We start from the raw sequence: 23,997 nt of genomic DNA, 5'->3' as shown, positions 1-23,997 counted from the left end.
CGAGTCGTCAGTTCGTCGACGTCGTCGGCGAACAGGAGCGCCGGGTCGAAGCCCATGCGCCGACGAACTGACCGGCGAGTTCCAGCGACAGCACGCCGTGCAGCCGCGTCCAGAAGGCCAGTGTCCGACGGAGGGCCGCCGCCGGTGCCCAGGTCGAAGCGGATGTGCCAACGTCCACCGCCTATCTCGGCTACGGCCTCGAAGCCTGGCTGAGAGATCTCACGAACGCCGCCGGCGCCGAGCAGTGCGGCAGGACCCGCACCGCGTGAGCCTCAGGTACGCGGTGTTGCCCGGCGCTCACGACGGCGCCGGGCGCCACCGCGCGGCCTGCTGGCGGCGCAAACGCCGGCAATCGGCCGGCGGGCCGGCCGATTGCAGACTCCGCCAAGGACCGGAACCGATGCCTCCGGCGGGGATCTTCGACAGAGATGGGGCCGCCCACCTCCATCGCAGGTCCGGGCGGAGCCGAACAGACCTGCTCGCCGGTGTGCGGACTCACGGTGGAGATGGGCTTGAGGCGGGGGAGTGGTACGCGTACAGCAGTCTTGATCTTTGCAGGACATGGGTAGCCGTCGGCTCGTGGCCTGCCCCGCGGGCGGCCTCCGTCCGTCCTCGGGCGTCCGCAGCGCTTCGTGCAGAGTGCGGGCAACGATCTTGGCGCGCGGAGCCGGGAGTAGTAGTCGACCGGCCCAGTTCAGGGCCACAGTGGTCACGCTGCCGCTGTCGCCGTCCTGAACCGTGTGTGTGGCGGTGAGCCTGGCGGTGCTGGTCCTGGGGTCCCGTCGTGGTCAGCTCAAGGTGAAGGTGACGTCGTCGACGTCGAAGGCCGTGACGCCGTTGCCAGCAGTCTCGCTGGCGAGGAAGCTGGCAGTCGCGGTGCGCTCGGTCGTCGCCGTCCCGGTCGACATGCTGTACTGCCGCCACTGCGCCCCGCCGTCGAAGGCCAGCGAGAACCTCGTCTTCGGGGGTATCCCGGTGACTGCCAGCCCGACGTTCAGGTAATCGCTGCGGCTGGTCTCCGTGGTGATGGTCCGGACCCAGAAGCGGACCGTCAGGTCGCAGCCGGCCGGCACCGTGACGGTGGTGCGTAGCAAATCGGAACGCGTCACGTCCAGCCCGGCGAAGGTGGCGTACGCGAGGCCGGTGTGTGCGGGCCGGATCGCGTCGCCGAGCACGACCATGCGCGGGCCGGCTGTCCAGCCGGTGGCGCCGAGCTCGAACCCCGGGTTTGCGTGGATCTGCCCGGTGCAGGGCGCGTCGGCCGCCGGCTGGGCGTCGGACACGCCGCCCGTAGAGAGGAGCAGTAGGGTCGCAGCCAAGGCGGTGGTGACGAAAGCCTTCATCAGTTCCCCCCATGCCAAGACATTCGGAACCATCGATATGCATCGACCATGCGCGATGGGCGTTGGCGCGTCAAGCTTTTTCTGGCATCGGCTCCGCACGGTGCTCGCCTGGCCTTCCAGGCCTGCAGGAACGGCCCGATCAGCGCCCACTGCGCCTCGGTGGGATCACTGAGGTATTCCTTCCGATCAGCGAGATCCACGTCCAAGGCACCGAGGGTCGGCACTCCACTGCGGAACAGCCGCCCGTCGGCGCCCACCCCGAACCGGTCGACGTGCGCCCGCAGGATCGCCACCAGCTCCGGCGCGATCGGCGCCTCCCGCGCCTCAGGCGACGGAGGCTGCCCGAATCGGACGAGCCTGCGCTACGTACTGGACGGATTGTGGTGTCTCGCCGCCATGCCCGAGGCGAAGTGACGCTCTGCCTCGTGCCTGTGCTGGTCGGCACTTGCCTGACGGACCGCAGCCGAATCCTGATCCGACGTGAGCTTCGCGCGGTCGCGTCGAGTCACGAAGGCGACAACCGCAAGCAGCAACACCACGAGCATCGCGAGCGTCACCACCAGTGTTGTCATGTCATCAACGCTACGGGACACGCGCCAGCTCCGGCTGCCGCAGGTGGCAGTGAGGCCGGGCCGATGCCGGACGAGAGGTGACGGACTGCGCGAACAGCGTCAGCCCGCGGTGGGCGGTCAAGGTGCCGGCGGAGTCGTGCCGCCTCTTCTCGGCCGTGCACCGTCCCTCGTACGCGCTGATGCATGCCCGCATCGTCACGGTGCCCAGTTGACGCGCCCCGGAGCGGAGGACAACGAGGGCGGATATCGTGCTGCCCGTGCTGACCCTCTTTTGTGGACATCCGGCGGACGCGGCCACCAGCCGGGTGTGTCCCCACCTGGTCGCCGTACCCGAGGACCGGGACGTGGCGTGCCTCCGGGTGCTGACCGGGCGCGGGATGGAGTTCGACCTGGTCTGCCGGGAGTGCGACGATCCCGGCCAGCCGGCCGTGCTGGTCGTGGTGTGCGAGGGATGCGTCGACCGGCTCGTCGAGGACGGGGAGATGCTCGGGTGGCGCGGCGAGCCGGAAATCCTGGAACGGCCGGAACCGTTGGACGCGACGGTGTCGGGCTGGTCGCTGCCGCCGCCGTCGGGGCAGGTGGTCGACCTCGCTCCGATCGACGACGCCGACGGCTCCCGATGGCTGGTGCTCACCGCCGACGGCACCATCGTCGAGCTCGACCCGGACAACGACCGGGTCACGGTGTTGGCGACTGTCGAGCTGGTCGACGGGCCGGGGCACACCCCATGGATGGACCGGCAACTTCGGCGCAGGCTGCACGCCTCCGCCTGTGGCCGCTTCGCCGCCGTGGTCGACGACTACGGTCGGCACGGGCGGGTGGTGGACCTCGGTCGGGGTGGCGTGGTGACGCTGGCGCTCGACGGCGGGGACTACCACGCGAACACGGTGCCGTTCTCGCTGGCCTTCGCGCGGGTCGACGACCGGCCGTTGGTGGTGCACCGCACCCGCTGGAACCGGCTCGACGTCAGCGACCCGGCCACCGGGGAGTTGCTGACCGCGCGTGAGATCGAGAAGACGTCGGAGCAGGAACGGCCGGCGCACCATCTCGACTACTTCCACGGCCGGCTGCTCTGCTCGCCCGGCAGCCGGATGATCGCCGACGACGGCTGGATCTGGCACCCGGTCGGCGAGCCCTCGGTGTGGGAGCTTCGCCCCTGGCTGGACGGCAACGTGTGGGAGTCCGAGGACGGGCCGACCCGCCAGCGGCTGTGTTTCCGCGACTACTACTGGAACGGGCCGCTCTGCTTCGTCGGCGACGACCTGCTGGCCGTCGGTGGCATCGGCGGCGACGACGAGACGATCCTGCCCGGCGTACGCCTGTTCGACGTGGCCTCGGGCCGCGAGCTGGCCACCTTTGCCGGCCCCGCCGGGGACTGGTTCTCCGACGGCCGGCGGCTCTACTCGGCGCACACCGACGGCCTGCACGTCTGGGACCCGCTCACCGGTCACCGCACCGGCACGGTGCCCGGCTTCGTGCCGACCTGCCTGCACCGGGGCACCGGCGAACTCGCCGCCGTCGCCGACGGCGTGCTGCGTCGTTGCCGGCCGGCGTGAGCGTTCCACCGGGGGTGGTCGGCCCACCCCGCCACCCCGCCGGTACGGCCCGGTAACCACGCACGTCGCCGGCCGACGCGCCCCCACTCGCGGGGCGCGCCGGCCGGCGGGTTGGTGGCGCCGTTACGGGGTCACGGAGAGCAGGTGGGCCTTGTAGCCCTCACCGTAGGTGCTGGTGGGGGTGCCGTTGTAGTCCTGGATGAGGACGTTGCCGCCGCTGCATCCCCAGGGGTTCCAGGTCCACGCCGTGTAGCCGATGCGCTTGGAGTCCAGCCAGGTCATCACCTGGTCGATGTAGTCGTGGGCACAGGTGTCCTGGCCGATCTCGCCGGCGTGCACCGGCACCTGCGCGGCGACGGCGCCGATCTGGCTGTCCCAGCAGCTGACGGTGACGCAGGCGTTGAAGTTGTACGAGTGCCACGACGCCACGATGTTGTTGAGCGGGTCGTTCGGCTTGTAGTTGAGCCACTGGCTCAGGTCGTTGGTCCAGGTCAGGCCGGCGACCAGCAGGACGTTGCCGGCGCCGGTGGCCCGTACGGCGTCGACCAGGTCCTGCATGCCGGCGACCTCGTAGGTGATGCCGGTGCAGGTGCCGCCGTCGCGCAGGCAGCGCCACGCGGCAGCCATGTCCGACCAGTTGTTGGCGGCGTCCGGGTAGGGCTCGTTGAACAGGTCGAACACGACGGCGTTGTTGCCCTTGAAGGCGTTGGCCACACCGGTCCAGAACTGCGGCGTGTGCTGCATGCTGGGCATCGGCTTCTGGCAGGTGGCGTTGACGTCGGCGCAGGCGGAGATGTTGCCGGTGTACTGCCCGTGGGTCCAGTGCAGGTCGAGGATCGGGTTGATCCCGTTGGCCACGAGCAGGTTCACGTAGTCCTTGACGGCCTGCTGGTACGTCGCGCCGCTGGGCGATCCGGAGAGGCCGAGCCAGCAGTCCTCGTTGAGCGGGATCCGCACGGAGCGGATGTTCCACGCCTTCATGGCGTTGACCGATGCCTGGTCGACGGGCCCGCTGTCCCACATGCCCTTGCCCTGCACGCAGGCGAACTCACCGCTGGCCCGGTTGACCCCGAGCAGCCGGTACGTCGCCCCGCTCGCCGTCACCAGCCGGTTGCCGGAGACCTTCAGGGCGGGCGCGGCACCGGTCGGCGGCGGGGTCGTGGGCGGCGGAGTGGTGGGTGGCGGGGTCGTCGGGGGCGGGGTGGTGGGCGGCGGGGTGGTGGTCGGCCCGGGGGTCGGCGACGTCACCGAGCCGGTGCAGGTCGTGCCGTTGAGCGCGAACGACGTCGGCACGGGGTTGCTGCCGCTCCACGAGCCGTTGAAGCCGATCGCGGTCGACCCGCCCGTGCCCAGCGACCCGTTCCAGCTCAGGCTGGCGGCCGAGACGCGGGTGCCGGACTGCGACCAGGTGGCGCTCCAGCCCTGGGTGACCTGCTGGCCGCTGGTCGGGAAGTCGAAGGTCAGCGTCCAGCCGGTGACCGCGGAGCCGAGGTTGGTGAGGGCGATGTTCCCGCTGAACCCGCCTGTCCACTGGCTTTGCACGGTGTATGCCACGGAGCAGCCGGTGGCCGCCGCTGAGGCGGGGAAGGTGAGCCCGGCCAGGCCTGCGGCGACCAGGGTCGCGGTGGTGCCGACGGCCATCAGGGCATGACGATGTCTCATCTGATCTCCTCGTGGTCGAGAGGGGATCGTCGATGGGAGCGCATCGAAGATCTTTGTTTATTTACCTCACTAAGTCAAGCTCGCGACTGCGCCGCCCGCCGGGCGGCAGGCAGACAGGCGACAGGCGGGCGGGCGGGCGCTACTCAAGCCCGCCGGGCGGCGGGGCCGTGGTCTGCCGCACGATCACCGTCTCGGTGGGGCACCACCGTTCCCTGACCGGCGCGCCGTCGAGCAGCGCGAGCACGGAGCCGGCCACCAGCTCGCCGAAGTCGTGCACGTCGAGGCTCATCGTGGTGAGCTGCGGGGCGGACAGGCGGCACAGGCTGGAGTCGTCCCAGGCGAGCAGGCTCAGGTCGCGGGGGACCGTGAGGCCCAGCTCCCCGGCCACGTCCAGGCCGCCGACCGCCATCAGGTCGTTGTCGTAGATGATCGCGCTGGGCGGGTCGCCGTCGCGCAGCAGCCGGGCGGTCAAGGCCGCGCCCGACTCCTCCGAGTAGTCGCCGGTCAGCACCACGGCGTCGATGCCGGCCGGGCCCGCGGCGGCCAGCAACGCGGCGGTGCGGGTGCGGGTGTGCCGCAGAGTGTCCGGCCCGCTGATCCGCGCGATCCGGCGGTGCCCGAGGCCGGCCAGGTGCGCGACCGCCGCCCGCACCGAGCCGACGTCGTCCCGCCGGACGGCCGGGGCGTCGCCGTCGGGCTCGCCGGCCACGACCACGGGGAGGCCGAGTTCGCGCAGGACCGCCGGCCGGGGATCCCCGGCGGTCGGGTTCACCAGCACCACGGCCTCGGCCAGCCGGAGCTGCGCCCACCGGCGGTAGGCGGCGATCTCGGCGGCGGGGTCGGCGACGATGTGCAGCAGCACCGACCGCCCGTGCTCGGCGAGGCGCTCCTCGATGCCGGAGATGAACTCCATGAAGAACGGCTCGGCGCCGAGCAGGCGGGGCGCCCGGGCGAGCACCAGGCCGACCGCGCTCGTCGTGCTCATCGCGCCCCCATCGCAGGTCAGCGGGCCGATCCGGGCAGCGGCGCGAACTCCCCGTCGAGGCTCTCCGAGACCCGGAGCCCGCGGTGGAACGGCACCAGCTCGGACTCCAGGACCAGGGCGGCGGCCCCGACGGCGGACGCGGTGGCGGCGGACCGGGACAGCCGTACGTCGACGGCGTGCGCGGAGCGGGAGAAGACGGTGTGCAGCTCCTGGCGCAGCACGGGCAGGTAGACCGAACCGGCGACGGCGAAGCCGGGCCCGGTCAGGACGATGACCTCCAGGTCCATCACGTTGGCGAGGGTGCGGGCGGCCGCCGCGACGTACCGGGCGGACCTCTCGCACAGCGCCAGCGACCGCCGCTGTCCGCGCCGGGCGGCGCGGCCGATCGCGGCGAAGTCGCGGGCGACCGCCGCGGGTCCGGTGCCGGTGGTGAGGCCGAGCGCCCCGGCCAGGCCCGCGTCCGCCCGCCCCGCCGCGACCACGGCGGCGGGCCCGGCGACGGCCTCCACGCACCCCCGGGCCCCGCACCAGCAGCGCGGGCCGTCCGCGTCCACGCAGACGTGCCCCAGCTCGCCGGCGTTGCCGCTCGGGCCGCGGTAGGTGATCCCGTCGATGACCAGCCCGGCGCCGAGGCCGCTGCCCATGTAGAGGGCGGCGGCGGCGCTCGCCGTGCCGAACCCGCCCGCCCAGTGTTCGCCCAGGGCGGCGGCGGTGGCGTCGTTGTCCAGCACCACCGGCAGGTCGGTCGCCTGCTCCAGGGCCGCGCCGAGCGGGAACTCCCGCCAGTGCCGCAGTTCGGGGTTGAGGCCGGCGACCCCCCGGCCGGTGAGCGGGCCGGGGAAGACCAGGCCCACCCCGACCAGCCGCGCCCGGTCCACGCCGACGCTGTCGACCAGGGTCGGGATCTCGGCGGCGATCCGGGTGACGACCGTCGCGGGCGCCTCGGCGCCGACGCCCGGCCGGGAGATCCGGGCCACCACGACCCCGGTCAGGTCGGTCAGGACGTACGTCATGACCCCCTGGCCGAGGCACACGCCCACGGCGTACCGGGAGGTGTGGTTGAGCCGGAGCAGGACCCGCCGCTTCCCGCCGGTCGACTCGGCGTGGCCGGTCTCGACGACCAGGCCCTCGTCGATGAGCTTACGGACGAGGTTGGAGATGGTGGGCGCGGTGAAGCCGGTCACGCTGATCAGGCCCACCCGGCTGATCGTGCCGGCCGCCCGGATGGCGTCCAGCACCGCGGCCTTGCTGCTCGCGTGCGGCAGCTTGTCCGCTCTCGGTCCGCTCACTGCTCCCCGGTCACGCCGTCCGACTCCCCCGCAGAGCATAGGCGTTCGCCGCTGCCGCCGCGCACGCCTGCTGGCGGCCGGCGGGTCAGGCCCGGCCGCCAGAGCCCCGCCGGGCGACGCTCAGCGCCGCAGTTCCCGCCAGCCCGAGCTGCCTCCGCGCCACGCCCCCGCGAGGATGCTCGCGGAACTGTGGCTGGAGCATTCCAGCACCTTCGAGCGGCCTTGCTCACCACCGATCTGCGCCTGGACCTCCCAGCGCTGACCATCGGTGCGGATGTAGACGTCGCGACGTCCTCGTTTGGTCGCGTCCCCGTTCCACCAGTGCTCCTCGACGATCACATCGCGACCGTACCAGCAGGCGCGGGTGCGGCGGCAGCCACGACGGTGAGGGAATCTCGCACGGACCGCCCGGGGCGGGTCGGCCGTCCCGGCGGGTCGGGCCCAGGATGTCGGGTACGCGTGATCCCTTGGTTTCTGGCGGCAGGAAGGGGAGATCCGGGTGCTGGACCGGCTGAACGAGGCGATGGCGTACGTCGAGGGGCATCTCGACCAGCGGATCGAGGTGGGTGAGCTGGCGCGGATCGCCTTGACGTCGGAGCACCACTTCCGGCGGATGTTCTCGGCGCTGGCCGGGATGCCGCTGTCGGAGTACGTGCGGCGTCGCCGGCTCACCGTCGCCGCCGCTGAGGTGCTCGCGGGGGAGCGGACGCTGCTCGACATCGCGTTCCGGTACGGGTACGGGTCGGGGGAGGCGTTCGCCCGGGCGTTCCAGGCCGTGCACGGGGTCGGCCCCGGCGAGGCCCGGCGCAACGGCGCCGCCCTGCGGTCGCAGCCCCGGATGTCCTTCCGGCTCGTCGTCGAGGGGAGATCCAGCATGCGGTACCGCATCGCCGACAAGGGGGCCTTCCACCTGGTCGGGCGGAAGGCCCGCGTCCCGCTCGTGTACGAGGGGTTGAACCCGGCGATCGTGGCATTCGTCAAGAGCATCGACGCCGGGACGGCCGAGCGGATCGCGGCCCTCTCCGACCAGGAGCCGCAGGGCATCGTCAACGTCAGCGACAAGCTGGGGGTCAACCGGGAGGAGGGCACCGAGCTGGACTACTGGCACGCCGTGGTCACCGCCGCCACCCCGCCGCGGGACCTGGACGCCATGCCGGTGCCCGCCGGCACCTGGGCGGTCTTCTCCACCTCGGGCGAGTTCCCGCAGGCCCTCCAGCACCTCTGGCGGGACGTCTTCACGGAGTGGTTCCCGTCGAACCCGTACCGCAGCCGACCGGGCCCGGAGATGCTCCGGGCCCGGGTGTCCTCCGACGGCTCGCGGGCCGACGCCGAGCTGTGGGTCCCGGTGGAGCGGGTCCCGGCCTGAGCCGCCGGCCCCGCCCGCGAACGGCGGACGGGGCCGGTGCGGCGCGGCGGCCCGACGCGGCTGTCCGGATTCGGCTGTCCGGATGCGGCGGCTCAGCGCGCGGCGCGCAGCGCCTCGGCGAGCGTGGTCGGCTCGCGGCCGATCAGCTTCGCCAGGTCGTCGCCCTCGACGTACAGCTCGCCCCGGGCCAGGCCCAGGTCGCTGTCGGCGAGGACGGCGGCGAAGCCCTCGGGCACGCCGGCGGAGACCAGCACCTCGGTGAACTTCTCCGCCGGCAGGTCGGTGTAGCCGACGGCGCGACCGGTCTGCCGGGACACCTCCTCGGCCAGCTCCGTCAGGGTGAACGCCGCGCCGCCCAGCTCGTACACCCGGTTGGTCTCCGCGGCGCCGGTGAGCGCCGCGGCGGCGGCCTCGGCGAAGTCCGCGCGGGTCGCGGCGCTGACCCGCCCGTCGCCCGCCGCGCCGGTCACCCCGAACTGGAGGTACGTCGAGAGCTGGCCGGTGTAGTTCTCCAGGTACCAGCCGTTGCGCAGGATCACGTACGGCAGGCCCGACGCGGTGATCTCCCGCTCGGTGGCGAGGTGCTCCCCGGCGAGGACCATGCCGGAGCGGTCGGCGTTGGCGATGCTGGTGTAGACGACCAGCCCGACGCCGGCCTCGCGGGCGGCGGCGACGACGTTGTGGTGCTGGGTGGCGCGCTGCCCGACCTCGCTGCCGGAGACGAACATCAGCTTGTCGGCCCCGGCGAACGCTGTGCGCAGCGACCCGGGGTCTGTGTAGTCGACCTGCCGGGTGTTCACCCCGTGCCCGGCGAGGTCGGCGAGCTTGCCGGCGTCCCGGCCGAGCGCCACGATCTCCCCGGCGGGCACGCCCCGCCGCAGCAGCGCGGCGACGATCAGCTGGCCGAGGTGGCCGGTGGCTCCGGTGACGACGATGGACATGGTGTGCTCCCTCTCGATGCCGGAGACGGTCCCCTGGTCGGGGGCCGTGCTCCGGGTCGGACGATCCGTCGTCCGGTGCAACGGGAAGCTTCCGCCGCCACTTCCCGTTGGAGAGTAGGCACCTTGAAGTAAGGCACTATCTGATGGAGAGTTAGAGCGTGGAACCCACTCCCTTCGCCCGCGACTGCGGCAGCCGGCAGGTCCTCGACCGGATCGGCGACCGGTGGAGCGTGCTCGTCGTCCTCACCCTCGCCGACGGCGGGAAGCGCTTCAGCGAGCTGGCCCGGCGCATCGAGGGGGTGAGCCAGAAGATGCTCACCCAGACGCTGCGCGGCCTGGAACGCGACGGCCTGATCACCCGCACCGCGTACGCGACCGTTCCGCCCCGGGTCGACTACGCGCTGACCGGCCTCGGGCGCAGCCTGCTCGACCTGGTGGGCGGGCTGGAGGCGTGGGCGACGACGCACCTCGGCGAGGTCGAGGCCGCCCGCGCCCGCTACGACGCCGCCGGCTGAGGGGCCGCCCGTGGGGCCCGGTGGCGGGCGGCGCGCCCGGTGGGATTGCGATGTAACGGGAATCGGCGGTAAAGCGCTGCGCCCCCGAAGTGCCCGGGCGGGCGCACTCCGGACATAGGCTTCGCGAGGTCGGAGGTCGGACACGGGGATCGAGGGGGCGTGTCCGGCTGCCGCCGCCCCATCCGACGCCGGGCCGCCGCCCCGCCCCGCGCCGGGCCGGCGGTCACCCGGCCGGGATCAGGCCGCCAGCTGGTCGACCCGGCTGAGCACTCGGTCGATCAGGCCGTACTCCCGGGCCTCCTCGGGGGTGAACCAGCGGTCCCGGTCCGAGTCCTGCTGGATCTGCTCCACCGAGCGCCCGCTGTGCCGGGCGATCAGCTCGTGCATCGTGCGCTTGACGTGCAGCATGTTCTCCGCCTGGATGGTGATGTCGGCGACGGTGCCGCCGAACCCGCCCGACGGCTGGTGCATCATGATCCGCGAGTGGGGCAGGGCGTACCGCTTGCCGGCGGTGCCCGCGCAGAGCAGGAACTGGCCCATCGAGCCGGCCATGCCGAGCGCGAGGGTGGCCACGTCGTTGCTGATGTACCGCATCGTGTCGTAGACGGCCATCCCGGCGCTGACCGAGCCGCCCGGTGAGTTGATGTAGAGGTAGATGTCGCGCTCGCTGTCCTCGGCCGCCAGCAGCAGGAGCTGTGCGCAGATCTGGTTGGCCGACTCGTCGGTGACCTCCGTGCCGAGGAAGATGATCCGTTCCTTCAGCAGCCGCTGGAAGACCTGGTCGCCGAAGGACGGCTGGCCACCATCCCGCATCCACACGTCGTACCTGATCATCGTGATCGACCTCCACGCTGCCGGCGGGCGACGGACTCCGCCCAGGGGAACCGGTTCCCCCAGCGTCCGCCCACCGGGCGCGTGGTTCCCAGCGCTTCTGCCGGCGGCAGATCCGCCGACGGCAGAAACCGGCCGGGCCTAGCGGGCGGTCAGCCGCCGCAGGCCCGCCCGGGCCCGCCGCCGGGCCAGCACCCTCGCGGTACGCGCGGCGGGGCGCCGAAGCGGCGCGGACGCGAACAGCCGGACCGGCAGGACGTGGACGGCCGGGCCGGGGTGCGCCACCGCCCCGCCCACGGACACCACGGACGTGCCCAGGCCCGCCCCGCCGACGTGCAGCAGCCGGCCGCCCGCGGTCGGGGTGACCCCGCCGAGCCGCAGCACCCGGCCGGCGGCCACCGGCACCCGGCACTCCACCAGCGGCCCGCCCTGCTGCGGGCCGACCGGGTCGGCGTGGAAGCCGAGGCGCAGGCGCGGGCCGGGCTCGCCGCCCACCGGCACCACCTCGTCCAGGCGGGCCAGCGCCACCCGGGGCGCGGCGGGCACCCGCCGCTCGACCCGGCGCAGGTCGTCGCGGGCCTCCTCCAGCAGGTCCGACAGGCCGATGCCGAGGGCGCGGCAGATCGCCGCCAGCACCTCGGAACTGGCCTCCTTGCGCCCGCGCTCGACCTCCGAGAGGTAGGGCAGGGACACCCCCGCCGCCTCGGCCACCTCGCGCAGGGTGCGGCCCTGGCGCTGCCGCACCCGGCGCAGCACGCTGCCGATCACCCGTCGCAGCAACGACATCCGGGCCTCCTCGTGGTGGGCGCTCCTGCTCCCATCATGCCGGTTCGGCGGGCGACACACCGACCCCGTCCGCGCCTGCGGCGGCGATGTCGACGACTTCCCATGCGGCGACCGGCTCCCGACCACCGGCGTTGTCCCGGCCTGCCGGGCCGGTCCGGCGCGTACCCGCTATGTTGTGCACGTGCAGGCGACGGAGGCGGAGCAGGTCCCGCGGTGATCCACTTTCCCGCGCAGCGGCGGGGCCCGCTGAGCGCGCTGAGCCTGCGCCTGGCCGCCGCCCTGGGCCTGGTCCTCGCGGTCGTCACCGCGGTCTACCTCGACCGCGACGGCTACCGCGACGTCAACGAGGACGGCCTCACCCTCCTCGACTGCTTCTACTACGCGGTGGTCTCCCTCTCCACCACCGGGTACGGCGACATCACGCCGGCGGCGCCGTCCGCCCGGCTGGTCAACGTCCTGTTCGTCACCCCGGCCCGGGTGCTCTTCCTGATCATCCTGGTCGGCACCACCCTGGAAGTCCTGACCGAGCAGTACCGGACCGGCCGTCGTCTGACGCGGTGGAGGAAGAGCGTGAAGAACCACGTCATCATCTGCGGCTACGGCACCAAGGGCCGCAGCGCGGTCTCGGCGCTGCTGGAGAACGGCCTCGACAAGTCCCGGATCGTGGTGGTCGAGCGCAGCCCGGCGTCGCTGCGGCAGGCCACCTCGGCGGGGCTCGTCGCGATCGAGGGGTCGGCGACCCGCTCCTCCGTGCTCAACGAGGCGCACGTGCGCAACGCCAAGGCGGTGATCATCGCGACCGACAGCGACGACGCGTCGGTGCTGGTCGCGCTCACCGTCCGGCAGCTCACCGCCGGGCAGGTGCGGATCATCGCGGCGGCCCGCGAGGCCGAGAACGCGCCGCTGCTCAAGCAGAGCGGCGCGCACCACGTGATCGTCTCCTCCGCCACGGCGGGCCGGCTGCTCGGCCTGTCCACCTCCGCGCCGCCGCTGATCGACGTGGTGGAGGACCTGCTGACCCCCGGCCAGGGCATGGCCCTGGCCATGCGCTCGGCGGAGCGCAACGAGGTCGGCCGCTCCCCGCGCGAGCTGGACGACACCCTGGTCATCGCGCTGGTCCGCCGGGGCAAGGTGGTCACGCTCTCCGACCGGGCCGGCGCGGTCATCGAGACCGGCGACATGCTCGTGCACGTCCGCGACGACCGGCCCCAGCCCGCCGGCACGCCGGGCTGACCGCCCGCCGCCCGCCGCGCTCCACGACGAAGGGCCCGCCACCTTCCGGTGACGGGCCCCTCGCTCGCCTGACGGGTCGCCCCTACGCGGGACGGATCAGAGGATCGTCCAGGTGTCGCCGCTGCCCAGCAGGCCGGCGAGCTGCTGCTCCGGGGTCTCGGTGACCTTGGCCTTCGCCTCCTCGACCTGGGCTTGGACCACGCTGTCGTAGGACGGGCGGTCGACCGACCGGAACACGCCGATCGGGGTGTTGCTCAGGTCGAGCCCGGGCAGCCGGGACAGCGCGAACGCGTACGCCGGGTCGGCGACCGTCGCGTCGTGCACGACGATCTCCTCCGGGCGGACCGACGCGGTCTCCCGCACCTCCAGGCCGAAGCCGCCCGGCGGGTGGACGACGCAGAACCGGCCCTCGGCACCGAACGTGATCGGCTGCCCGTGCTCCAGCCGGATCAGGAAGTCGTCGCGGGTGGCCGGCTCCTTGAGCTGGTCGAACGCCCCGTCGTTGAAGATGTTGCAGTTCTGGTAGATCTCCACGAACGCCGAGCCCTGGTGCTCGGCGGCGGCCCGCAGCACCGACTGGAGGTGCTTGCGGTCGGAGTCGATGGTGCGGCCGACGAAGCTCGCCTCCGCCCCCAGGGCCAGCGAGAGCGGGTTGAACGGGGCGTCGGCCGAACCGGCCGGCGTCGACTTGGTGATCTTGCCGACCTCGGACGTCGGAGAATACTGCCCCTTGGTCAGGCCGTAGATCCGGTTGTTGAACAGCAGGATCTTCAGGTTGACGTTGCGGCGCAGCGCGTGGATGAGGTGATTGCCGCCGATCGACAGCGCGTCGCCGTCGCCGGTGACGACCCACACGGACAGGTCCGGGCGGGACACCGACAGGCCCGTGGCGATCGCCGGGGCGCGGCCGTGGATCGAGTGCAGCCCGTAGGTGTTCATGTAGTACGGGAACCGGGACGAGCACCCGATGCCGGAGACGAAGACGATCCGCTCCCGGGGGATGTTCAGCTCCGGCATGAACTGCTGCACGGCGGCGAGGATCGCGTAGTCACCGCAGCCGGGGCACCAGCGCACCTCCTGGTCGGACTTGAAGTCCTTCGCGGTGAGCTTGAGGGCGACGGGCTCAGACATTCTTCAGGACCTCTTCCAGCATCGTCTCCAGCTCGGTGGCCGTGAACGGCAGGCCGCGGACCTGGTTGTAGCCGATGGCGTCGACCAGGTACTTGCCCCGGATCACCTGGGCGAGCTGGCCGAGATTCATCTCGGGGATGACCACCCGGTCGTAGGAGCGCAGCACCTCGCCGAGGTTGGCGGGCATCGGGGCCAGGTGCCGCAGGTGCGCCTGCGCGACGGGGAGCCCGCGCTGACGCAGCCGCCGGCAGGCGGCGCCGATCGGGCCGTACGTCGAGCCCCAGCCCAGCACCAGCAGCCGGGCGTTGCCGTCCGGGTCCTCCACCTCGACGTCCGGCACCGGGATCGCCTCGATCCGGGCCGCCCGGGTGCGCACCATGAAGTCGTGGTTGGCCGGGTCGTACGAGATGTCGCCGGTCTTGTCGGCCTTCTCCAGGCCGCCGATGCGGTGCTCCAGCCCCGGCGTGCCCGGGATGGCCCACGGCCGGGCCAGGGTCTGCGGGTCACGCAGGTAGGGCAGGAACGTGCCGTCGTCGCCGTTGGGCGCGGTGGCGAACTCGACCCGCAGGTCGGGCAGGGACTCCACGTCGGGCAGCAGCCACGGCTCGGAGCCGTTGGCGACGTAGTTGTCGGAGAGCAGGAGCACCGGGGTGCGGTAGGTCAGCGCGATCCGGGCCGCCTCGATCGCCGCGTGGAAGCAGTCCGACGGGGACTTCGGGGCGATCACCGCGACGGGGGCCTCGCCGTGCCGGCCGTACAGGGCCATGTTGAGGTCGGCCTGCTCGGTCTTGGTGGGCATGCCCGTCGACGGGCCGGCCCGCTGCACGTCCACGATGACCAGCGGCAGCTCCAGCGCCACCGCGAGGGAGATCGTCTCGCTCTTGAGCGCCACGCCGGGGCCGCTGGTGGTGGTGACGCCGAGCGCCCCGCCGTACGACGCGCCGAGCGCCGCGCCGACCGCGGCGATCTCGTCCTCGGCCTGCATGGTGACGATGCCGAACCGCTTGTGCTTGCTCAGCTCGTGCAGGATGTCCGACGCCGGGGTGATCGGGTAGGCGCCGAGGAACACCGGCAGCCCGGAGCGGACGCCCGCGGCCACCAGGCCGAGGGAGAGCGCCGCGTTGCCGGTGATGTTGCGGTAGGTGCCCGGCACCATCTTCGCCGGCTTCACCTCGTAACGCACCGAGAAGGAGTCGGTGGTCTCGCCGAAGTTCCAGCCGGCCCGGAACGCCGCGACGTTCGCCGCGACCAGCTCGGGGCGCTTGGCGAACTTGCGCTCCAGGAAGCGCAGGGTCGACTCGTACGGGCGGGAGTACATCCAGGAGAGCAGGCCGAGGGCGAACATGTTCTTCGCCCGTTCGGCGTCCTTCTTGGACACCTGCTGGTCGGCGAGCGCCCCGACGGTCATCGAGGTGAGCGCGACGGGGTGCACCACGTAGCCGTCGAGGGAGTCGTCGTCCAGGGGGCTGGCCTGGTAGCCCACCTTGGCGAGGTTGCGCTTGGTGAACTCGTCGGTGTTGACGATGATGTCCGCGCCGCGCGGCAGGTCGGCCAGGTTGGCCTTGAGCGCGGCCGGGTTCATCGCGACCAGCACGTTCGGCGCGTCGCCCGGGGTGAGGATGTCGTAGTCGGCGAAGTGCACCTGGAAGCTCGACACGCCCGGCAGGGTCCCGGCGGGGGCCCGGATCTCGGCGGGGAAGTTGGGCAACGTGGAGATGTCGTTGCCCAGCTGGGCCGTCTCCGAGGTGAACCGGTCACCGGTCAGCTGCATGCCGTCGCCGGAGTCGCCGGCGAACCGGATGACCACCCGGTCGAGTTGACGGATCTGCTTCGTCACGCCTGCCCCTCGCTTCGCTCGGCGCGGTCGCGCGGGCGGCTGAACATGATGGTGACCTCGCCTTGCCCGGCCACATGACCTCCTTGACACAGCGCTGCCCCGCACCGCCCGTGGGTGGTCCGGTCCGGTCTGGGTTCCTACCCGAGAGCCTACGTCGGATGGGATGTCGAGCTTGCCCAGTGGTCCGCCGACTGGGAACAGATTCCGGGCGCTTACGTCATGGTTTGGGGCTGTTTGCCCCGCCCGCCGTAATCAGAATCACCGGCCGCCGGACGGGCCGGTGAGCCGGCGACGCAGCGAGACGGTGGCCAACGCGAGCGCCAGCACCACCAGCAGCACCGAGATCACGATCAGGGCGACCGCGCCCCGCTGCGCCGTGCTGAGCCCCCCGCCGGGGCGGTCGCCGGCCCCGGCGGCGGCGAGCACCCCCTGGGAGCCGGCCGGGGCGGGCGTCGCGATCGGGGTGGCCATCGCGGCCGCCGCGGTGATCCGGAAGCTCATCTGCACCTGCCGGGCGTGCCCGCTGCGCGGGTCGAGGCGGCCGACCACGGCGCCGGCCAGCGGCGCGTCGCGCTGCGCCTCGGCGGTCGCGCTGACCGTGAGCCGCAGGGTGGCGGCCCCGCCGGCCCGCACCGCGCCGACGTCGCACCTGGTGCGGGTGGCGCTCAGCGCGGCACAGCCGGCCGGCGGGGCCGGGATCGTGACGCCGTCGGGCAGGACCACCTCGATCCGCCCGTCCGCGTCGACCTTGCCGGTGTTGCCCAGCCGGACGGCCAGCTCGCTGGCGCTCCCGCTGATGTCGAACGCCACCCCGTCGGCCCGCAGCGCGATGCCCGGCACCGGCGGGCCCGGCGGGAAGAGCACCGCGAAGCCCTCGTTGTCGTCGACCGACCCGGCCACCACCCCCGGGGCGGTGGCGCTCACCCGCACCGCGCCGCTGAGCGGCATCCGCCGCCACGCGTCGCCGTCGACCCGCACCGAGATCAGCGTGCTGAACCGCGCGCCGGCCGCCGTCGTCCACGCGCCGCAGCGGTGCCCGCCGCCCCCGGCCGGCGCGCAACCGGCGGTGCCCGCGTCGGTCATCCCGGCCGGCAGCGTGTACGAGAGCCGGATCTGCTCGGTGACATCGCCGGTGTTGGTCACGGTGATCCGCAGCGTGGTCGTGGTCCCGGCCGCGTTCCAGTACGCGTCGGTCAGCACGACGTCGTCGGTGCTCACCCGCACGCCGAGGCGGCCCGGTGCCGGGGCGCCCGGACCGGGGGCCGACGTGCGCACCGGCGGGGTGGTGGTCGGGGCCGACGGCCCGGCGGTGGTGGCCGGCGCCGTGGTGGTGGGCAGGTCGGCGGGGCCGGCCGGCGTGCTGGGCGCCGGCCCGGTGGTGGTGGGGGCCGGGGCGGTGGTCTCCGGCGGCGGGGGCAGGGTCGGCGGGGCCTCGGTGGGCGTCGGCTCGGCCGGCGTCGGCTCGACCGGCGGGGTCTCGTCGCCGGGGTCGCCGGCCGGCCCCGCCGGAGGGTCCGCCGGCGCGGCCGCCGCGCGGGCCGGGGGCGGCGCGGCCGTGGCCCAGCCGGGCAGCGTTGCGACCGCGGCGAGCAGCCCGACCGTCAGGGACGCGGCGAGCAGCGTCGCGAGACGTCGGTCGGTTGCCCGCTGAACGGGGCGTACGTCCACGCGGGCCAGCTCCTCCGCCAACAGTCGGTGACGGTTCATTATTCGGTAACAGTTGCCCGGCGGCACTAGTCCCGCCGGGAAACAGTTCCGTAACGTGCGCCGGGCGCGGCACGGTAGGCTGACCCACCGTGACCGGTTACCTGGGCTCGTACGCGACGCTCGGGCTCCTGCTGCTCGCCGCCGCCCTCTTCTTCGTCGTGGCGTTCGCCGCGAACCGGGTGCTGCGTCCCGCCCGTCCGGCGGACCCGCCCGGCAAGCGGGCCGGCTACGAGTGCGGCCTCGACCCGGTGGGCGGCGACTGGGCCCAGATGCAGATCCGCTACTACGTGTACGCCTACCTGTACGTGCTGTTCGCGGTCGAGGCGGTCTTCCTGTTCCCGTGGGCGGTGGTCTTCGACCGGCCCGGCTTCGGGCTCGTCACGGTCGCCGAGATGGGCGTCTTCGTGGGCGTGCTGGCGCTGGGCATCCTCTACGCCTGGCGCAAGAACATCCTCCGCTGGACCTGAACGCCGACGCCGGGCCCGGCCGACGGTGCGGCGGGCGCCCGGCCCGGCCGGGCCGGGGCCGACGGTCAGGCCAGCCCGCGGCGGGTGACGGTCGGCGGGCGGTCGCCCCGGATCGACGCCACCATGTCCAGCACCCGCCGGGTGGGCCCCACCTGATGGGCACGGAACACGCGCGCGCCCAGCCAGGCCGACAGCGCGGTCGCCGCCAGGGTCCCCTCCAGCCGTTCGGCCACGGGCAGGTCCAGCGTCTCGCCGATGAAGTCCTTGTTGGACAGGGCCACCAGCAGCGGCCAGCCGGTGGCGGAGAGCTCGTCGAGCCGGCGGGTGATCTCCAGGGAGTGCCGGGTGTTCTTGCCGAAGTCGTGCGCCGGGTCGATGAGGACGCCGTCGGGGCGTACCCCCAGGGCGACCGCGCGCTCGGCGAGGCCGGTGACCGTCGCGACCACGTCGGCCACCACGTCGGCGAACGCCGCCCGGTGCGGTCGGGTGCGCGGCTCCAGCCCGCCCGCGTGGGAGCAGACCAGCCCGGCCCCGGTCTCGGCCGCGACCCGGGCGAGCGCCGGGTCCGCCCCCGACCAGGTGTCGTTGAGCAGGTCGGCGCCGGCCGCGACCGCCTCCACCGCCACCTCGGCCCGCCAGGTGTCGATGGAGATGACCACGTCCGGGAAGGCGGCCCGCACGGCGGCGATCGTGTCCACCGTGCGGCGGATCTCCTCGGCCACGTCCACCTCGTCGCCGGGGCCTGCCTTGACCCCGCCGATGTCGATGATCTCCGCGCCCTCGGCCACCGCCCGCTCCACCGCGCGCAACGCGCTGTCCTGCGCGAAGGTCGCCCCCCGGTCGAAGAACGAGTCGGGCGTGCGGTTGACGATGGCCATCACCACCAGCTCGCCCGGCGCGAAGGTCCGGCTTCCGAGCCGAAGCGCCCCGGCCATGTCGCCTCCCGATCTCCCGTAGCCGCCGATCCGTCGCGGCCACCGGTCTGTCGCGGCCGTCGATCCGTGCGGCCGCCGGTCTTCCGTAGCCGGCCGGGCGACCCGGCCGCCTCCGACGCTAGCCGGTCGTCCGGTGGTCCTTCCTGGCGGTACGACGGCACAGATCCGCACCGATCTGTGAAAGGACCGCCCGGCGGGGTCGCTCCGGGCCCGTTCGCGTGCCACGATCTCTTGCATGGGTCAGGTGCTGCTCCTGCTGGTCGTCGCGCTCACCGTCGCGGCAGTGGTCTTCGGGGTGACGGTGCTGGTCACCGGCCGCGATCCCGGCCTCGCGCCGGTCGAGCCGGACGGGCGGGCCGTTCCGCTGCCGGTCAGCCGGCCGCTGCGTGAGTCCGACGTGGGCGACGCCCGTTTCGACACGGCGCCGCGCGGGTACCGGATGTCCCAGGTCGACCAGGCGATGCGCCGGGCGGCCTACGACATCGGGTACAAGTCCGAGCTGATCGGCGTGCTGGAGGCGGAGGTCACCGCGTTGCGCGAGGGACGGGCCGCCGACGCCGACGCGCTGCGGCACACCCGCGAGCAGGCGGCGGCTGCCGCCGCCGAGCAGGCAGCGGGGGCCGACGCCCCCACCACTGCCGCCGTCCCCGCCACCGGAGCCGACCTCACGGTGACCGCCGCCGCCCCCGAGGCCGGCGACCGCGAGCCGACCGACCGCCCCGTCGGGTCGGAGCCGGCGTGACCGGCTCGGCGGACGCCGAGGGCCTCCGCGAGGCGGCCCAGCCCGGCGCCGGCGAGGTCACCGCCACGGTGATCGTCAACGCGCCGGCCGAGCGGGTGTTCGCCGGCCTGCTGGCCTGGGAGCGGCAGTCCGACTGGATCCCGTTCACCACCGTCCGGGTCGTCGAGGGCGACGGCGGCGAGGGCAGCCTCGTGGAGGCGGTCACCTCGCTCGGGCCGGCGGTCCTGCGCGACGAGATGCGGGTGGTCCGGGTCGATGCACCGTACGAGATCGGCGTGGTGCACTGCGGCCGTCTGCTGCGCGGTCCCGGGGTGCTGCGCTGCACCCAGATCGAGGGCGGGCGCACCCAGGTCGTCTGGCACGAGTGGTTCCACGTGCCGGGCGGCGCGGCCGGGCGGGTGGCGTGGCCGGTGCTCTGGCCCGGCTCCAAGGTCAGCCTCACCCAGGCGTTGAAGAAGTTCGGCCGGCTGGTCGAGCAGGGCCGCCTGCCCTGACGGCCGCCACCGCGCCGCCCGGTGCGTTCGGGTGCGGCCGGGTGCGGCCGGGGCGTTACCGCCAGGTCGCCGACACGGTGGGGTCCCGAGGGGTCGGATACCGCCACCACGCCGGCACGCCCTTGCCCGGCGGGCGGCTCGGGCTAGCGTGTGAGCCGTGACTGACCTGGTGATCGGCGCGGACGGGCTGGCCCGCTGCGCGTGGGGGGCGAGCACCCCGGACTACGTCCCCTACCACGACCGGGAGTGGGGGCGACCCCTGCGCGGCGACGACGCGCTCTACGAGCGGATGACCCTGGAGGCGTTCCAGTCGGGCCTGTCCTGGCTGACCATCCTGCGCAAGCGCCCCGCGTTCCGGCTGGCCTTCGACGACTTCCGCATCGAGGCGGTGGCGGCCTACGGCGAGGCCGACGTGACCCGGCTGCTGGCCGACGCCGGCATCGTGCGCAACCGGGCCAAGGTCGAGGCGGCGATCGCCAACGCCCGGGCCGCCCTGGAGCTGCCCGAGGGGCTCTCCGCCCTGCTCTGGTCCTACGCGCCGCCGTCCCGGGCCACCCGGCTGGCCTCGTTCGCCGAGGTGCCGGCGCTGACCCCGGAGTCGACGGCCCTGGCCAAGGCGCTGAAGAAGCGCGGCTTCCGGTTCGTCGGCCCCACCACGGCGTACGCGCTGATGCAGGCCACCGGCATGATCGACGACCACCTGGCCGGCTGCCACGTCACCGGCGTGATGGGATCGACCCCATGACCGACACCGACGACCGCCCCGACAGCACGGTCCCCGAGCGCCCCGACGGCACGGCCCCCGCCGGGCCCGGCCCCGGGCGGGGCGCCGCCGCCTGGGCCGTGCTCCTCCCCCCGGGGCGCTACGAGGCCGAGCGGCTCGTCCACCACGACACGCTGGAGCTGACCGGGTTGACCGGGCTGACCGGCGACGCCGCGGCCGGCGGTCCCGCCACCGCCAGGGCCAGAGCCGCCGACGCCGGGGCCACCGCCACCAGGGCCGGGGCCGCCGACGCCACCGCCGGTCCCCGGCCGGGTGACGCCGTGGCCGTGCTGACCGAGGACCCGCTCCGGCTGGTGGCCCTCGGCCGGGTCGCCCGGGCCACCGCCGAGCGCCGCGAGGACCCCGACGACCCCCAGTCCGACCCGGCCTCCGGCGCGTTCGTGGTCGCGTACACCCGGCGGGTCTTCGACGAGCCGGTGCCGGCCGACGGGCTGGCGCTCGACGGGCCGGTCACCGCCCTGCCCGCCGACGCCTACCGGGCGCTGGTCGGGCGGCTCGGCCCGCCGCCGGCCCGCCGGTCCTGGCTGGTCAGCCTGGACCTCCCGATCGAGGCGGCGACGCCGGCGGAGGCCGTCCGGCTGTTCTGGTCCTACGTGCGCGACCTGGGCCCCCGCGAGCTGCCCGCCTTCGTCTCGCCGTCCGGCGACGAGCTGGCGATGCAGGCGTTCGTGCTGGGGGCCGAGGCCAACCAGGACCCGGAGGAGGACGACTGACCCGGCCCCGGCGACCCCGGCTGCGTTCGACGGCGGGTGCGGCGGCCTACCGGGCGGCGGGTTCAGCGGCCCTCGAAGACGGGCTTCTGCTTGTTGACGAAGGCCAGGGTGGCGGCCCGGTGGTCTGCGGTGCCCCCGCAGATCGACTGGGCCTGCGCCTCGGCGGCCAGGGCATCGGCCAGGGTGCCGGCGTCGGCGATGGAGAGCTGCCGCTTGATCGCCCCGTACGCGACGGTCGGGCCGGCGGCGAGCCGGGCGGCCAGCTCCTGCGCGGTCGGCAGCACCTGCTCGTCGTCGTCGAGCAGGCGGGTCAGCAGGCCCAGCCGGCTGGCCTCCTCGGCGGCGACCGGCTCGGCGAGCATCAGCAGCTCGACGGCCTTGGCATGGCCGACCAGCCGGGGCAGCGTCCAGGAGGCACCGGTGTCGGCGGCGAGCCCCACCCCGGCGAAGGCCATCAGGAACCGGGTCTTCGGCCCGCCGATGCGGAAGTCGGCCAGGAAGGCCAGCGACGCCCCGGCCCCGGCGGCCATCCCCCGCACGGCGGCCACCACCGGCTTCGGCAGGTTGGCCAGCCGGGCGGCGATCGGGTTGTAGTGGGCCCGGACGGTGTCCAGCGGGTTCGCGTCCGGCGACTCCAGGATCTGCACGTGCTCGCGCAGGTCCTGGCCGGCGCTGAACGAGCCGCCCGCCCCGGCCAGCACCACGGCCCGGCAGGACCGGTCGGCCTCCAGCTCGGCCAGGGCGTCCCGGAGCGCCTCCTTGAGCGCCACGTCGAGCGCGTTCATCGCGGTCGGGCGGTTGAGGGTCAGGGTGACGACGGCGTCGGTGCGGTCGACGAGCAGCGGCTCGGTCACGTCTTGACGACCCTTCTCTCACGGTTGGTGGCGTCGAGGCACTGCTCGACGTACCGGTCGGCGGCCGGCCGTAGCCGGGTCGCGTGTCGGTCGAAGAAACTGGCCGCGGCGGTGCCGGGCCAGCGCTCGGGCAGCAGCGCCGGGGGGAGCTGCGGGTCCCGGAACAGGAAAGTACGCCATGCGTGCACGAGCCGGAACCGGGCCGCGTACGCCTCCTCGTCGTCGCTGCGCACGGTGACGGCGGCCAGCAGCGGGCGCTGCTCGGCGACGAACTGCTCGTAGGCGTGCCCGATCTCGGTGAGGTCCCAGGCGCGGCGGACCACGCCCATCGCGCCCGGGGTGCCGGCGGCGTGCGCGGCGGTGAACCGCTCGTACCGCACGCCGGCCTCTTCGAGCAGGACGTCGACGTCCTCCGCCGGCCGGGTGGCCACCCAGGTCTGCTCGTCGAGGGCGCCGTAGCCGAGGAAGCTCAGGTTGGCGGCGAGCCGCTGCCGCTCCCGGCGGGAGGCGGGGCTGTCCAGGACGAGCATGTCGAACCGTCCGTCCCAGCTGATCCGACCGGTCCGGTAGATCCGGGCGGCCGCCTCGTCGAGTCGCCGTGCGGCTTTCGGTGTGATCGAATAGCCCGGCCCCGAGGCCAGCCGGAGCGGGTCGAGCCAGCCCTGGCGGACCATCCGGCTGACCGCCGTGCGCACCGCCGGTGGGGCGATCCCGAGCGGCGCGAGCAACTTGACCAGGGCGGCGACCGGCGCGCGGCCACCCCGGGGTCGGAGGTGGTCGCCGTACAGGTCGAAGAGTGCCGACCGTGCCTGCATGACCGCACATTGTGACAGGCCTTCTCAAGATAAGCTAGGTCCTGTTACATCAATGCCTCTTCGGTTTGGGTCCGGCGGTGTTCATCAGGGAAAATCGTTGGTCGACACCGCCGTGCACGTCGCGGTGGGTGATGGCGAAGAGGCTGTGGGGCAACCCACCGACCCTGTTGCAGGTCTGAGGGGAGACAACATGGCGGCGATGAAGCCGCGGACGGGCGACGGTCCGCTGGAAGTCACCAAGGAGGGCCGGGGCATCGTCATGCGGGTCCCGCTGGAGGGTGGTGGCCGGCTCGTCGTCGAGATGACTCCCGACGAGGCCAACGCGCTCGGTGACGCACTGAAGGCAGCCGCCGGCTGACCGAGGAACGGTCCGCGCGGCGCTCGTCGCGCGGGCGGTTCACACCTCCCTGAGCCACCGGCCCCGCCGGTGGCTCAGGGC

26 protein-coding genes are annotated in these 23,997 nt (G+C 73.6%); 10 read left to right on the top strand and 16 right to left on the bottom strand.

Annotation, left to right across the window (positions count from 1 at the left end; all coding sequences use genetic code 11):
- Positions 1-7: 7 nt before the first annotated feature.
- The 3 genes from GA0070558_RS35025 to GA0070558_RS22240 all read right to left on the bottom strand — a co-directional run bounded on the left by GA0070558_RS35025 (position 8) and on the right by GA0070558_RS22240 (position 1,915).
- On the bottom strand, positions 8-178 hold the full coding sequence (locus GA0070558_RS35025; RefSeq protein ID WP_218107052.1) for a TetR-like C-terminal domain-containing protein: 171 nt from the start codon (positions 176-178) through the stop codon (positions 8-10).
- A gap of 610 nt (positions 179-788) precedes the next feature.
- Positions 789-1,343, bottom strand: coding sequence for a hypothetical protein (locus GA0070558_RS22250; RefSeq protein WP_091283256.1), 555 nt, complete (start codon positions 1,341-1,343; stop codon positions 789-791).
- 362 nt (positions 1,344-1,705) lie between these two features.
- Positions 1,706-1,915 carry a hypothetical protein gene (locus GA0070558_RS22240; protein WP_091283252.1) on the bottom strand — a complete coding sequence of 70 codons (210 nt, stop codon included), beginning with the start codon at positions 1,913-1,915 and terminating at the stop codon, positions 1,706-1,708.
- Positions 1,916-2,172: 257 nt separating this feature from the next.
- On the opposite strand from GA0070558_RS22240, the gene GA0070558_RS22235 reads away from it, so the two are divergent.
- Positions 2,173-3,471, top strand: coding sequence for a WD40 repeat domain-containing protein (locus GA0070558_RS22235; protein WP_256092067.1), 1,299 nt, complete (start codon positions 2,173-2,175; stop codon positions 3,469-3,471).
- A gap of 123 nt (positions 3,472-3,594) precedes the next feature.
- Here the strand turns inward: GA0070558_RS22235 and GA0070558_RS22230 are convergent, their stop codons facing one another.
- The 4 genes from GA0070558_RS22230 to GA0070558_RS22215 form a co-directional block, all read right to left on the bottom strand.
- Positions 3,595-5,133 carry a cellulase family glycosylhydrolase gene (locus tag GA0070558_RS22230; RefSeq protein WP_091283250.1) on the bottom strand — a complete coding sequence of 513 codons (1,539 nt, stop codon included), beginning with the start codon at positions 5,131-5,133 and terminating at the stop codon, positions 3,595-3,597.
- 139 nt (positions 5,134-5,272) lie between these two features.
- On the bottom strand, positions 5,273-6,118 hold the full coding sequence (locus tag GA0070558_RS22225) for a LacI family DNA-binding transcriptional regulator (protein WP_091283248.1): 846 nt from the start codon (positions 6,116-6,118) through the stop codon (positions 5,273-5,275).
- Between the two features lie 17 nt (positions 6,119-6,135).
- Entirely contained in the window at positions 6,136-7,407 is a 1,272-nt protein-coding gene (locus GA0070558_RS22220) for an ROK family transcriptional regulator (RefSeq protein WP_256092066.1), read from the bottom strand.
- A gap of 120 nt (positions 7,408-7,527) precedes the next feature.
- Complete coding sequence (locus tag GA0070558_RS22215) at positions 7,528-7,746, bottom strand: hypothetical protein (protein ID WP_077935977.1); 219 nt, start codon at positions 7,744-7,746, stop codon at positions 7,528-7,530.
- Between the two features lie 160 nt (positions 7,747-7,906).
- Between GA0070558_RS22215 and GA0070558_RS22210 the strand changes: the two genes are divergently transcribed.
- Positions 7,907-8,773, top strand: coding sequence for an AraC family transcriptional regulator (locus tag GA0070558_RS22210; protein WP_091283244.1), 867 nt, complete (start codon positions 7,907-7,909; stop codon positions 8,771-8,773).
- A gap of 92 nt (positions 8,774-8,865) precedes the next feature.
- On the opposite strand, the gene GA0070558_RS22205 is transcribed toward GA0070558_RS22210, so the two are convergent.
- The gene (locus GA0070558_RS22205) at positions 8,866-9,714 is read right to left on the bottom strand and encodes an SDR family oxidoreductase (protein WP_091283243.1); all 849 of its coding nucleotides are present in this window, start codon (positions 9,712-9,714) and stop codon (positions 8,866-8,868) included.
- A gap of 158 nt (positions 9,715-9,872) precedes the next feature.
- On the opposite strand from GA0070558_RS22205, the gene GA0070558_RS22200 reads away from it, so the two are divergent.
- Positions 9,873-10,229 (top strand): winged helix-turn-helix transcriptional regulator, encoded by a 357-nt coding sequence (locus tag GA0070558_RS22200; RefSeq protein WP_043961714.1) that lies wholly within the window; start codon positions 9,873-9,875, stop codon positions 10,227-10,229.
- Positions 10,230-10,466: 237 nt separating this feature from the next.
- Here GA0070558_RS22200 and GA0070558_RS22195 read toward each other — a convergent pair whose 3' ends face one another.
- Entirely contained in the window at positions 10,467-11,063 is a 597-nt protein-coding gene (locus GA0070558_RS22195; RefSeq protein ID WP_077935980.1) for a ClpP family protease, read from the bottom strand.
- Between the two features lie 138 nt (positions 11,064-11,201).
- Complete coding sequence (locus GA0070558_RS22190) at positions 11,202-11,846, bottom strand: helix-turn-helix domain-containing protein (RefSeq protein WP_091283241.1); 645 nt, start codon at positions 11,844-11,846, stop codon at positions 11,202-11,204.
- A gap of 213 nt (positions 11,847-12,059) precedes the next feature.
- On the opposite strand from GA0070558_RS22190, the gene GA0070558_RS22185 reads away from it, so the two are divergent.
- Positions 12,060-13,079, top strand: coding sequence for a potassium channel family protein (locus GA0070558_RS22185; RefSeq protein ID WP_077935982.1), 1,020 nt, complete (start codon positions 12,060-12,062; stop codon positions 13,077-13,079).
- A 96-nt stretch (positions 13,080-13,175) separates the two neighbouring features.
- Here GA0070558_RS22185 and GA0070558_RS22180 read toward each other — a convergent pair whose 3' ends face one another.
- The 3 genes from GA0070558_RS22180 to GA0070558_RS22170 all read right to left on the bottom strand — a co-directional run bounded on the left by GA0070558_RS22180 (position 13,176) and on the right by GA0070558_RS22170 (position 17,754).
- The gene (locus GA0070558_RS22180; protein WP_077935983.1) at positions 13,176-14,210 is read right to left on the bottom strand and encodes a 2-oxoacid:ferredoxin oxidoreductase subunit beta; all 1,035 of its coding nucleotides are present in this window, start codon (positions 14,208-14,210) and stop codon (positions 13,176-13,178) included.
- Positions 14,203-16,047 (bottom strand): 2-oxoacid:acceptor oxidoreductase subunit alpha, encoded by a 1,845-nt coding sequence (locus tag GA0070558_RS22175; protein ID WP_077935984.1) that lies wholly within the window; start codon positions 16,045-16,047, stop codon positions 14,203-14,205. The genes GA0070558_RS22180 and GA0070558_RS22175 overlap by 8 nt, the downstream gene beginning before the upstream one ends.
- Positions 16,048-16,305: 258 nt before the next feature.
- Positions 16,306-17,754: a hypothetical protein gene (locus tag GA0070558_RS22170; protein WP_256092065.1), complete on the bottom strand. Its 1,449-nt coding sequence runs from the start codon at positions 17,752-17,754 to the stop codon at positions 16,306-16,308.
- Positions 17,755-17,843: 89 nt separating this feature from the next.
- Here GA0070558_RS22170 and GA0070558_RS22165 point away from each other — a divergent pair, with 89 nt between their 5' ends.
- Positions 17,844-18,221, top strand: a complete 378-nt coding sequence (locus tag GA0070558_RS22165) for an NADH-quinone oxidoreductase subunit A (protein WP_043961720.1) — start codon at positions 17,844-17,846, stop codon at positions 18,219-18,221.
- Between the two features lie 65 nt (positions 18,222-18,286).
- Here the strand turns inward: GA0070558_RS22165 and folP are convergent, their stop codons facing one another.
- Positions 18,287-19,156 (bottom strand): dihydropteroate synthase, encoded by an 870-nt coding sequence (gene folP / locus GA0070558_RS22160; protein WP_091283239.1) that lies wholly within the window; start codon positions 19,154-19,156, stop codon positions 18,287-18,289.
- 235 nt (positions 19,157-19,391) lie between these two features.
- Here folP and GA0070558_RS22155 point away from each other — a divergent pair, with 235 nt between their 5' ends.
- The 4 genes from GA0070558_RS22155 to GA0070558_RS22140 all read left to right on the top strand — a co-directional run bounded on the left by GA0070558_RS22155 (position 19,392) and on the right by GA0070558_RS22140 (position 21,889).
- Complete coding sequence (locus tag GA0070558_RS22155) at positions 19,392-19,898, top strand: DivIVA domain-containing protein (protein ID WP_091283237.1); 507 nt, start codon at positions 19,392-19,394, stop codon at positions 19,896-19,898.
- On the top strand, positions 19,895-20,392 hold the full coding sequence (locus GA0070558_RS22150) for an SRPBCC family protein (RefSeq protein ID WP_074477038.1): 498 nt from the start codon (positions 19,895-19,897) through the stop codon (positions 20,390-20,392). Before GA0070558_RS22155 ends, GA0070558_RS22150 begins: the two co-directional genes overlap by 4 nt.
- A gap of 157 nt (positions 20,393-20,549) precedes the next feature.
- Positions 20,550-21,137 carry a DNA-3-methyladenine glycosylase I gene (locus tag GA0070558_RS22145; RefSeq protein WP_091283235.1) on the top strand — a complete coding sequence of 196 codons (588 nt, stop codon included), beginning with the start codon at positions 20,550-20,552 and terminating at the stop codon, positions 21,135-21,137.
- Positions 21,134-21,889, top strand: coding sequence for a hypothetical protein (locus GA0070558_RS22140; RefSeq protein ID WP_439709623.1), 756 nt, complete (start codon positions 21,134-21,136; stop codon positions 21,887-21,889). The genes GA0070558_RS22145 and GA0070558_RS22140 overlap by 4 nt, the downstream gene beginning before the upstream one ends.
- A 62-nt stretch (positions 21,890-21,951) precedes the next feature.
- Here the strand turns inward: GA0070558_RS22140 and GA0070558_RS22135 are convergent, their stop codons facing one another.
- Both GA0070558_RS22135 and GA0070558_RS22130 read right to left on the bottom strand, forming a co-directional pair.
- Positions 21,952-22,743 carry an enoyl-CoA hydratase/isomerase family protein gene (locus GA0070558_RS22135; protein ID WP_077935990.1) on the bottom strand — a complete coding sequence of 264 codons (792 nt, stop codon included), beginning with the start codon at positions 22,741-22,743 and terminating at the stop codon, positions 21,952-21,954.
- The gene (locus GA0070558_RS22130; RefSeq protein WP_043961726.1) at positions 22,740-23,558 is read right to left on the bottom strand and encodes a PaaX family transcriptional regulator; all 819 of its coding nucleotides are present in this window, start codon (positions 23,556-23,558) and stop codon (positions 22,740-22,742) included. Before GA0070558_RS22130 ends, GA0070558_RS22135 begins: the two co-directional genes overlap by 4 nt.
- A 190-nt stretch (positions 23,559-23,748) precedes the next feature.
- Here GA0070558_RS22130 and GA0070558_RS22125 point away from each other — a divergent pair, with 190 nt between their 5' ends.
- Positions 23,749-23,916, top strand: a complete 168-nt coding sequence (locus GA0070558_RS22125) for a DUF3117 domain-containing protein (protein WP_007455245.1) — start codon at positions 23,749-23,751, stop codon at positions 23,914-23,916.
- The last annotated feature ends 81 nt before the right edge of the window (positions 23,917-23,997 follow it).

The sequence above is a fragment of the Micromonospora haikouensis genome (assembly GCF_900091595.1).
GTDB classification, from domain to species: Bacteria; Actinomycetota; Actinomycetes; order Mycobacteriales; family Micromonosporaceae; genus Micromonospora; species Micromonospora haikouensis.
This window is presented reverse-complemented; position numbering and strand designations above follow the sequence as displayed.

Bases quoted from the DNA above. Each gene is read 5' to 3' on its own strand.
- GA0070558_RS22250 (WP_091283256.1), bottom strand. From the start codon at position 1,343: ATGAAGGCTTTCGTCACCACCGCCTTGGCTGCGACCCTACTGCTCCTC.
- GA0070558_RS22240 (WP_091283252.1), bottom strand. From the start codon at position 1,915: ATGACAACACTGGTGGTGACGCTCGCGATGCTCGTGGTGTTGCTGCTT.
- GA0070558_RS22230 (WP_091283250.1), bottom strand. From the start codon at position 5,133: ATGAGACATCGTCATGCCCTGATGGCCGTCGGCACCACCGCGACCCTG.
- GA0070558_RS22225 (WP_091283248.1), bottom strand. From the start codon at position 6,118: ATGAGCACGACGAGCGCGGTCGGCCTGGTGCTCGCCCGGGCGCCCCGC.
- GA0070558_RS22205 (WP_091283243.1), bottom strand. From the start codon at position 9,714: ATGTCCATCGTCGTCACCGGAGCCACCGGCCACCTCGGCCAGCTGATC.
- GA0070558_RS22195 (WP_077935980.1), bottom strand. From the start codon at position 11,063: ATGATCAGGTACGACGTGTGGATGCGGGATGGTGGCCAGCCGTCCTTC.
- GA0070558_RS22190 (WP_091283241.1), bottom strand. From the start codon at position 11,846: ATGTCGTTGCTGCGACGGGTGATCGGCAGCGTGCTGCGCCGGGTGCGG.
- GA0070558_RS22180 (WP_077935983.1), bottom strand. From the start codon at position 14,210: ATGTCTGAGCCCGTCGCCCTCAAGCTCACCGCGAAGGACTTCAAGTCC.
- GA0070558_RS22170 (WP_256092065.1), bottom strand. From the start codon at position 17,754: ATGAACCGTCACCGACTGTTGGCGGAGGAGCTGGCCCGCGTGGACGTA.
- folP (WP_091283239.1), bottom strand. From the start codon at position 19,156: ATGGCCGGGGCGCTTCGGCTCGGAAGCCGGACCTTCGCGCCGGGCGAG.
- GA0070558_RS22155 (WP_091283237.1), top strand. From the start codon at position 19,392: ATGGGTCAGGTGCTGCTCCTGCTGGTCGTCGCGCTCACCGTCGCGGCA.
- GA0070558_RS22140 (WP_439709623.1), top strand. From the start codon at position 21,134: ATGACCGACACCGACGACCGCCCCGACAGCACGGTCCCCGAGCGCCCC.
- GA0070558_RS22130 (WP_043961726.1), bottom strand. From the start codon at position 23,558: ATGCAGGCACGGTCGGCACTCTTCGACCTGTACGGCGACCACCTCCGA.
- GA0070558_RS22125 (WP_007455245.1), top strand. From the start codon at position 23,749: ATGGCGGCGATGAAGCCGCGGACGGGCGACGGTCCGCTGGAAGTCACC.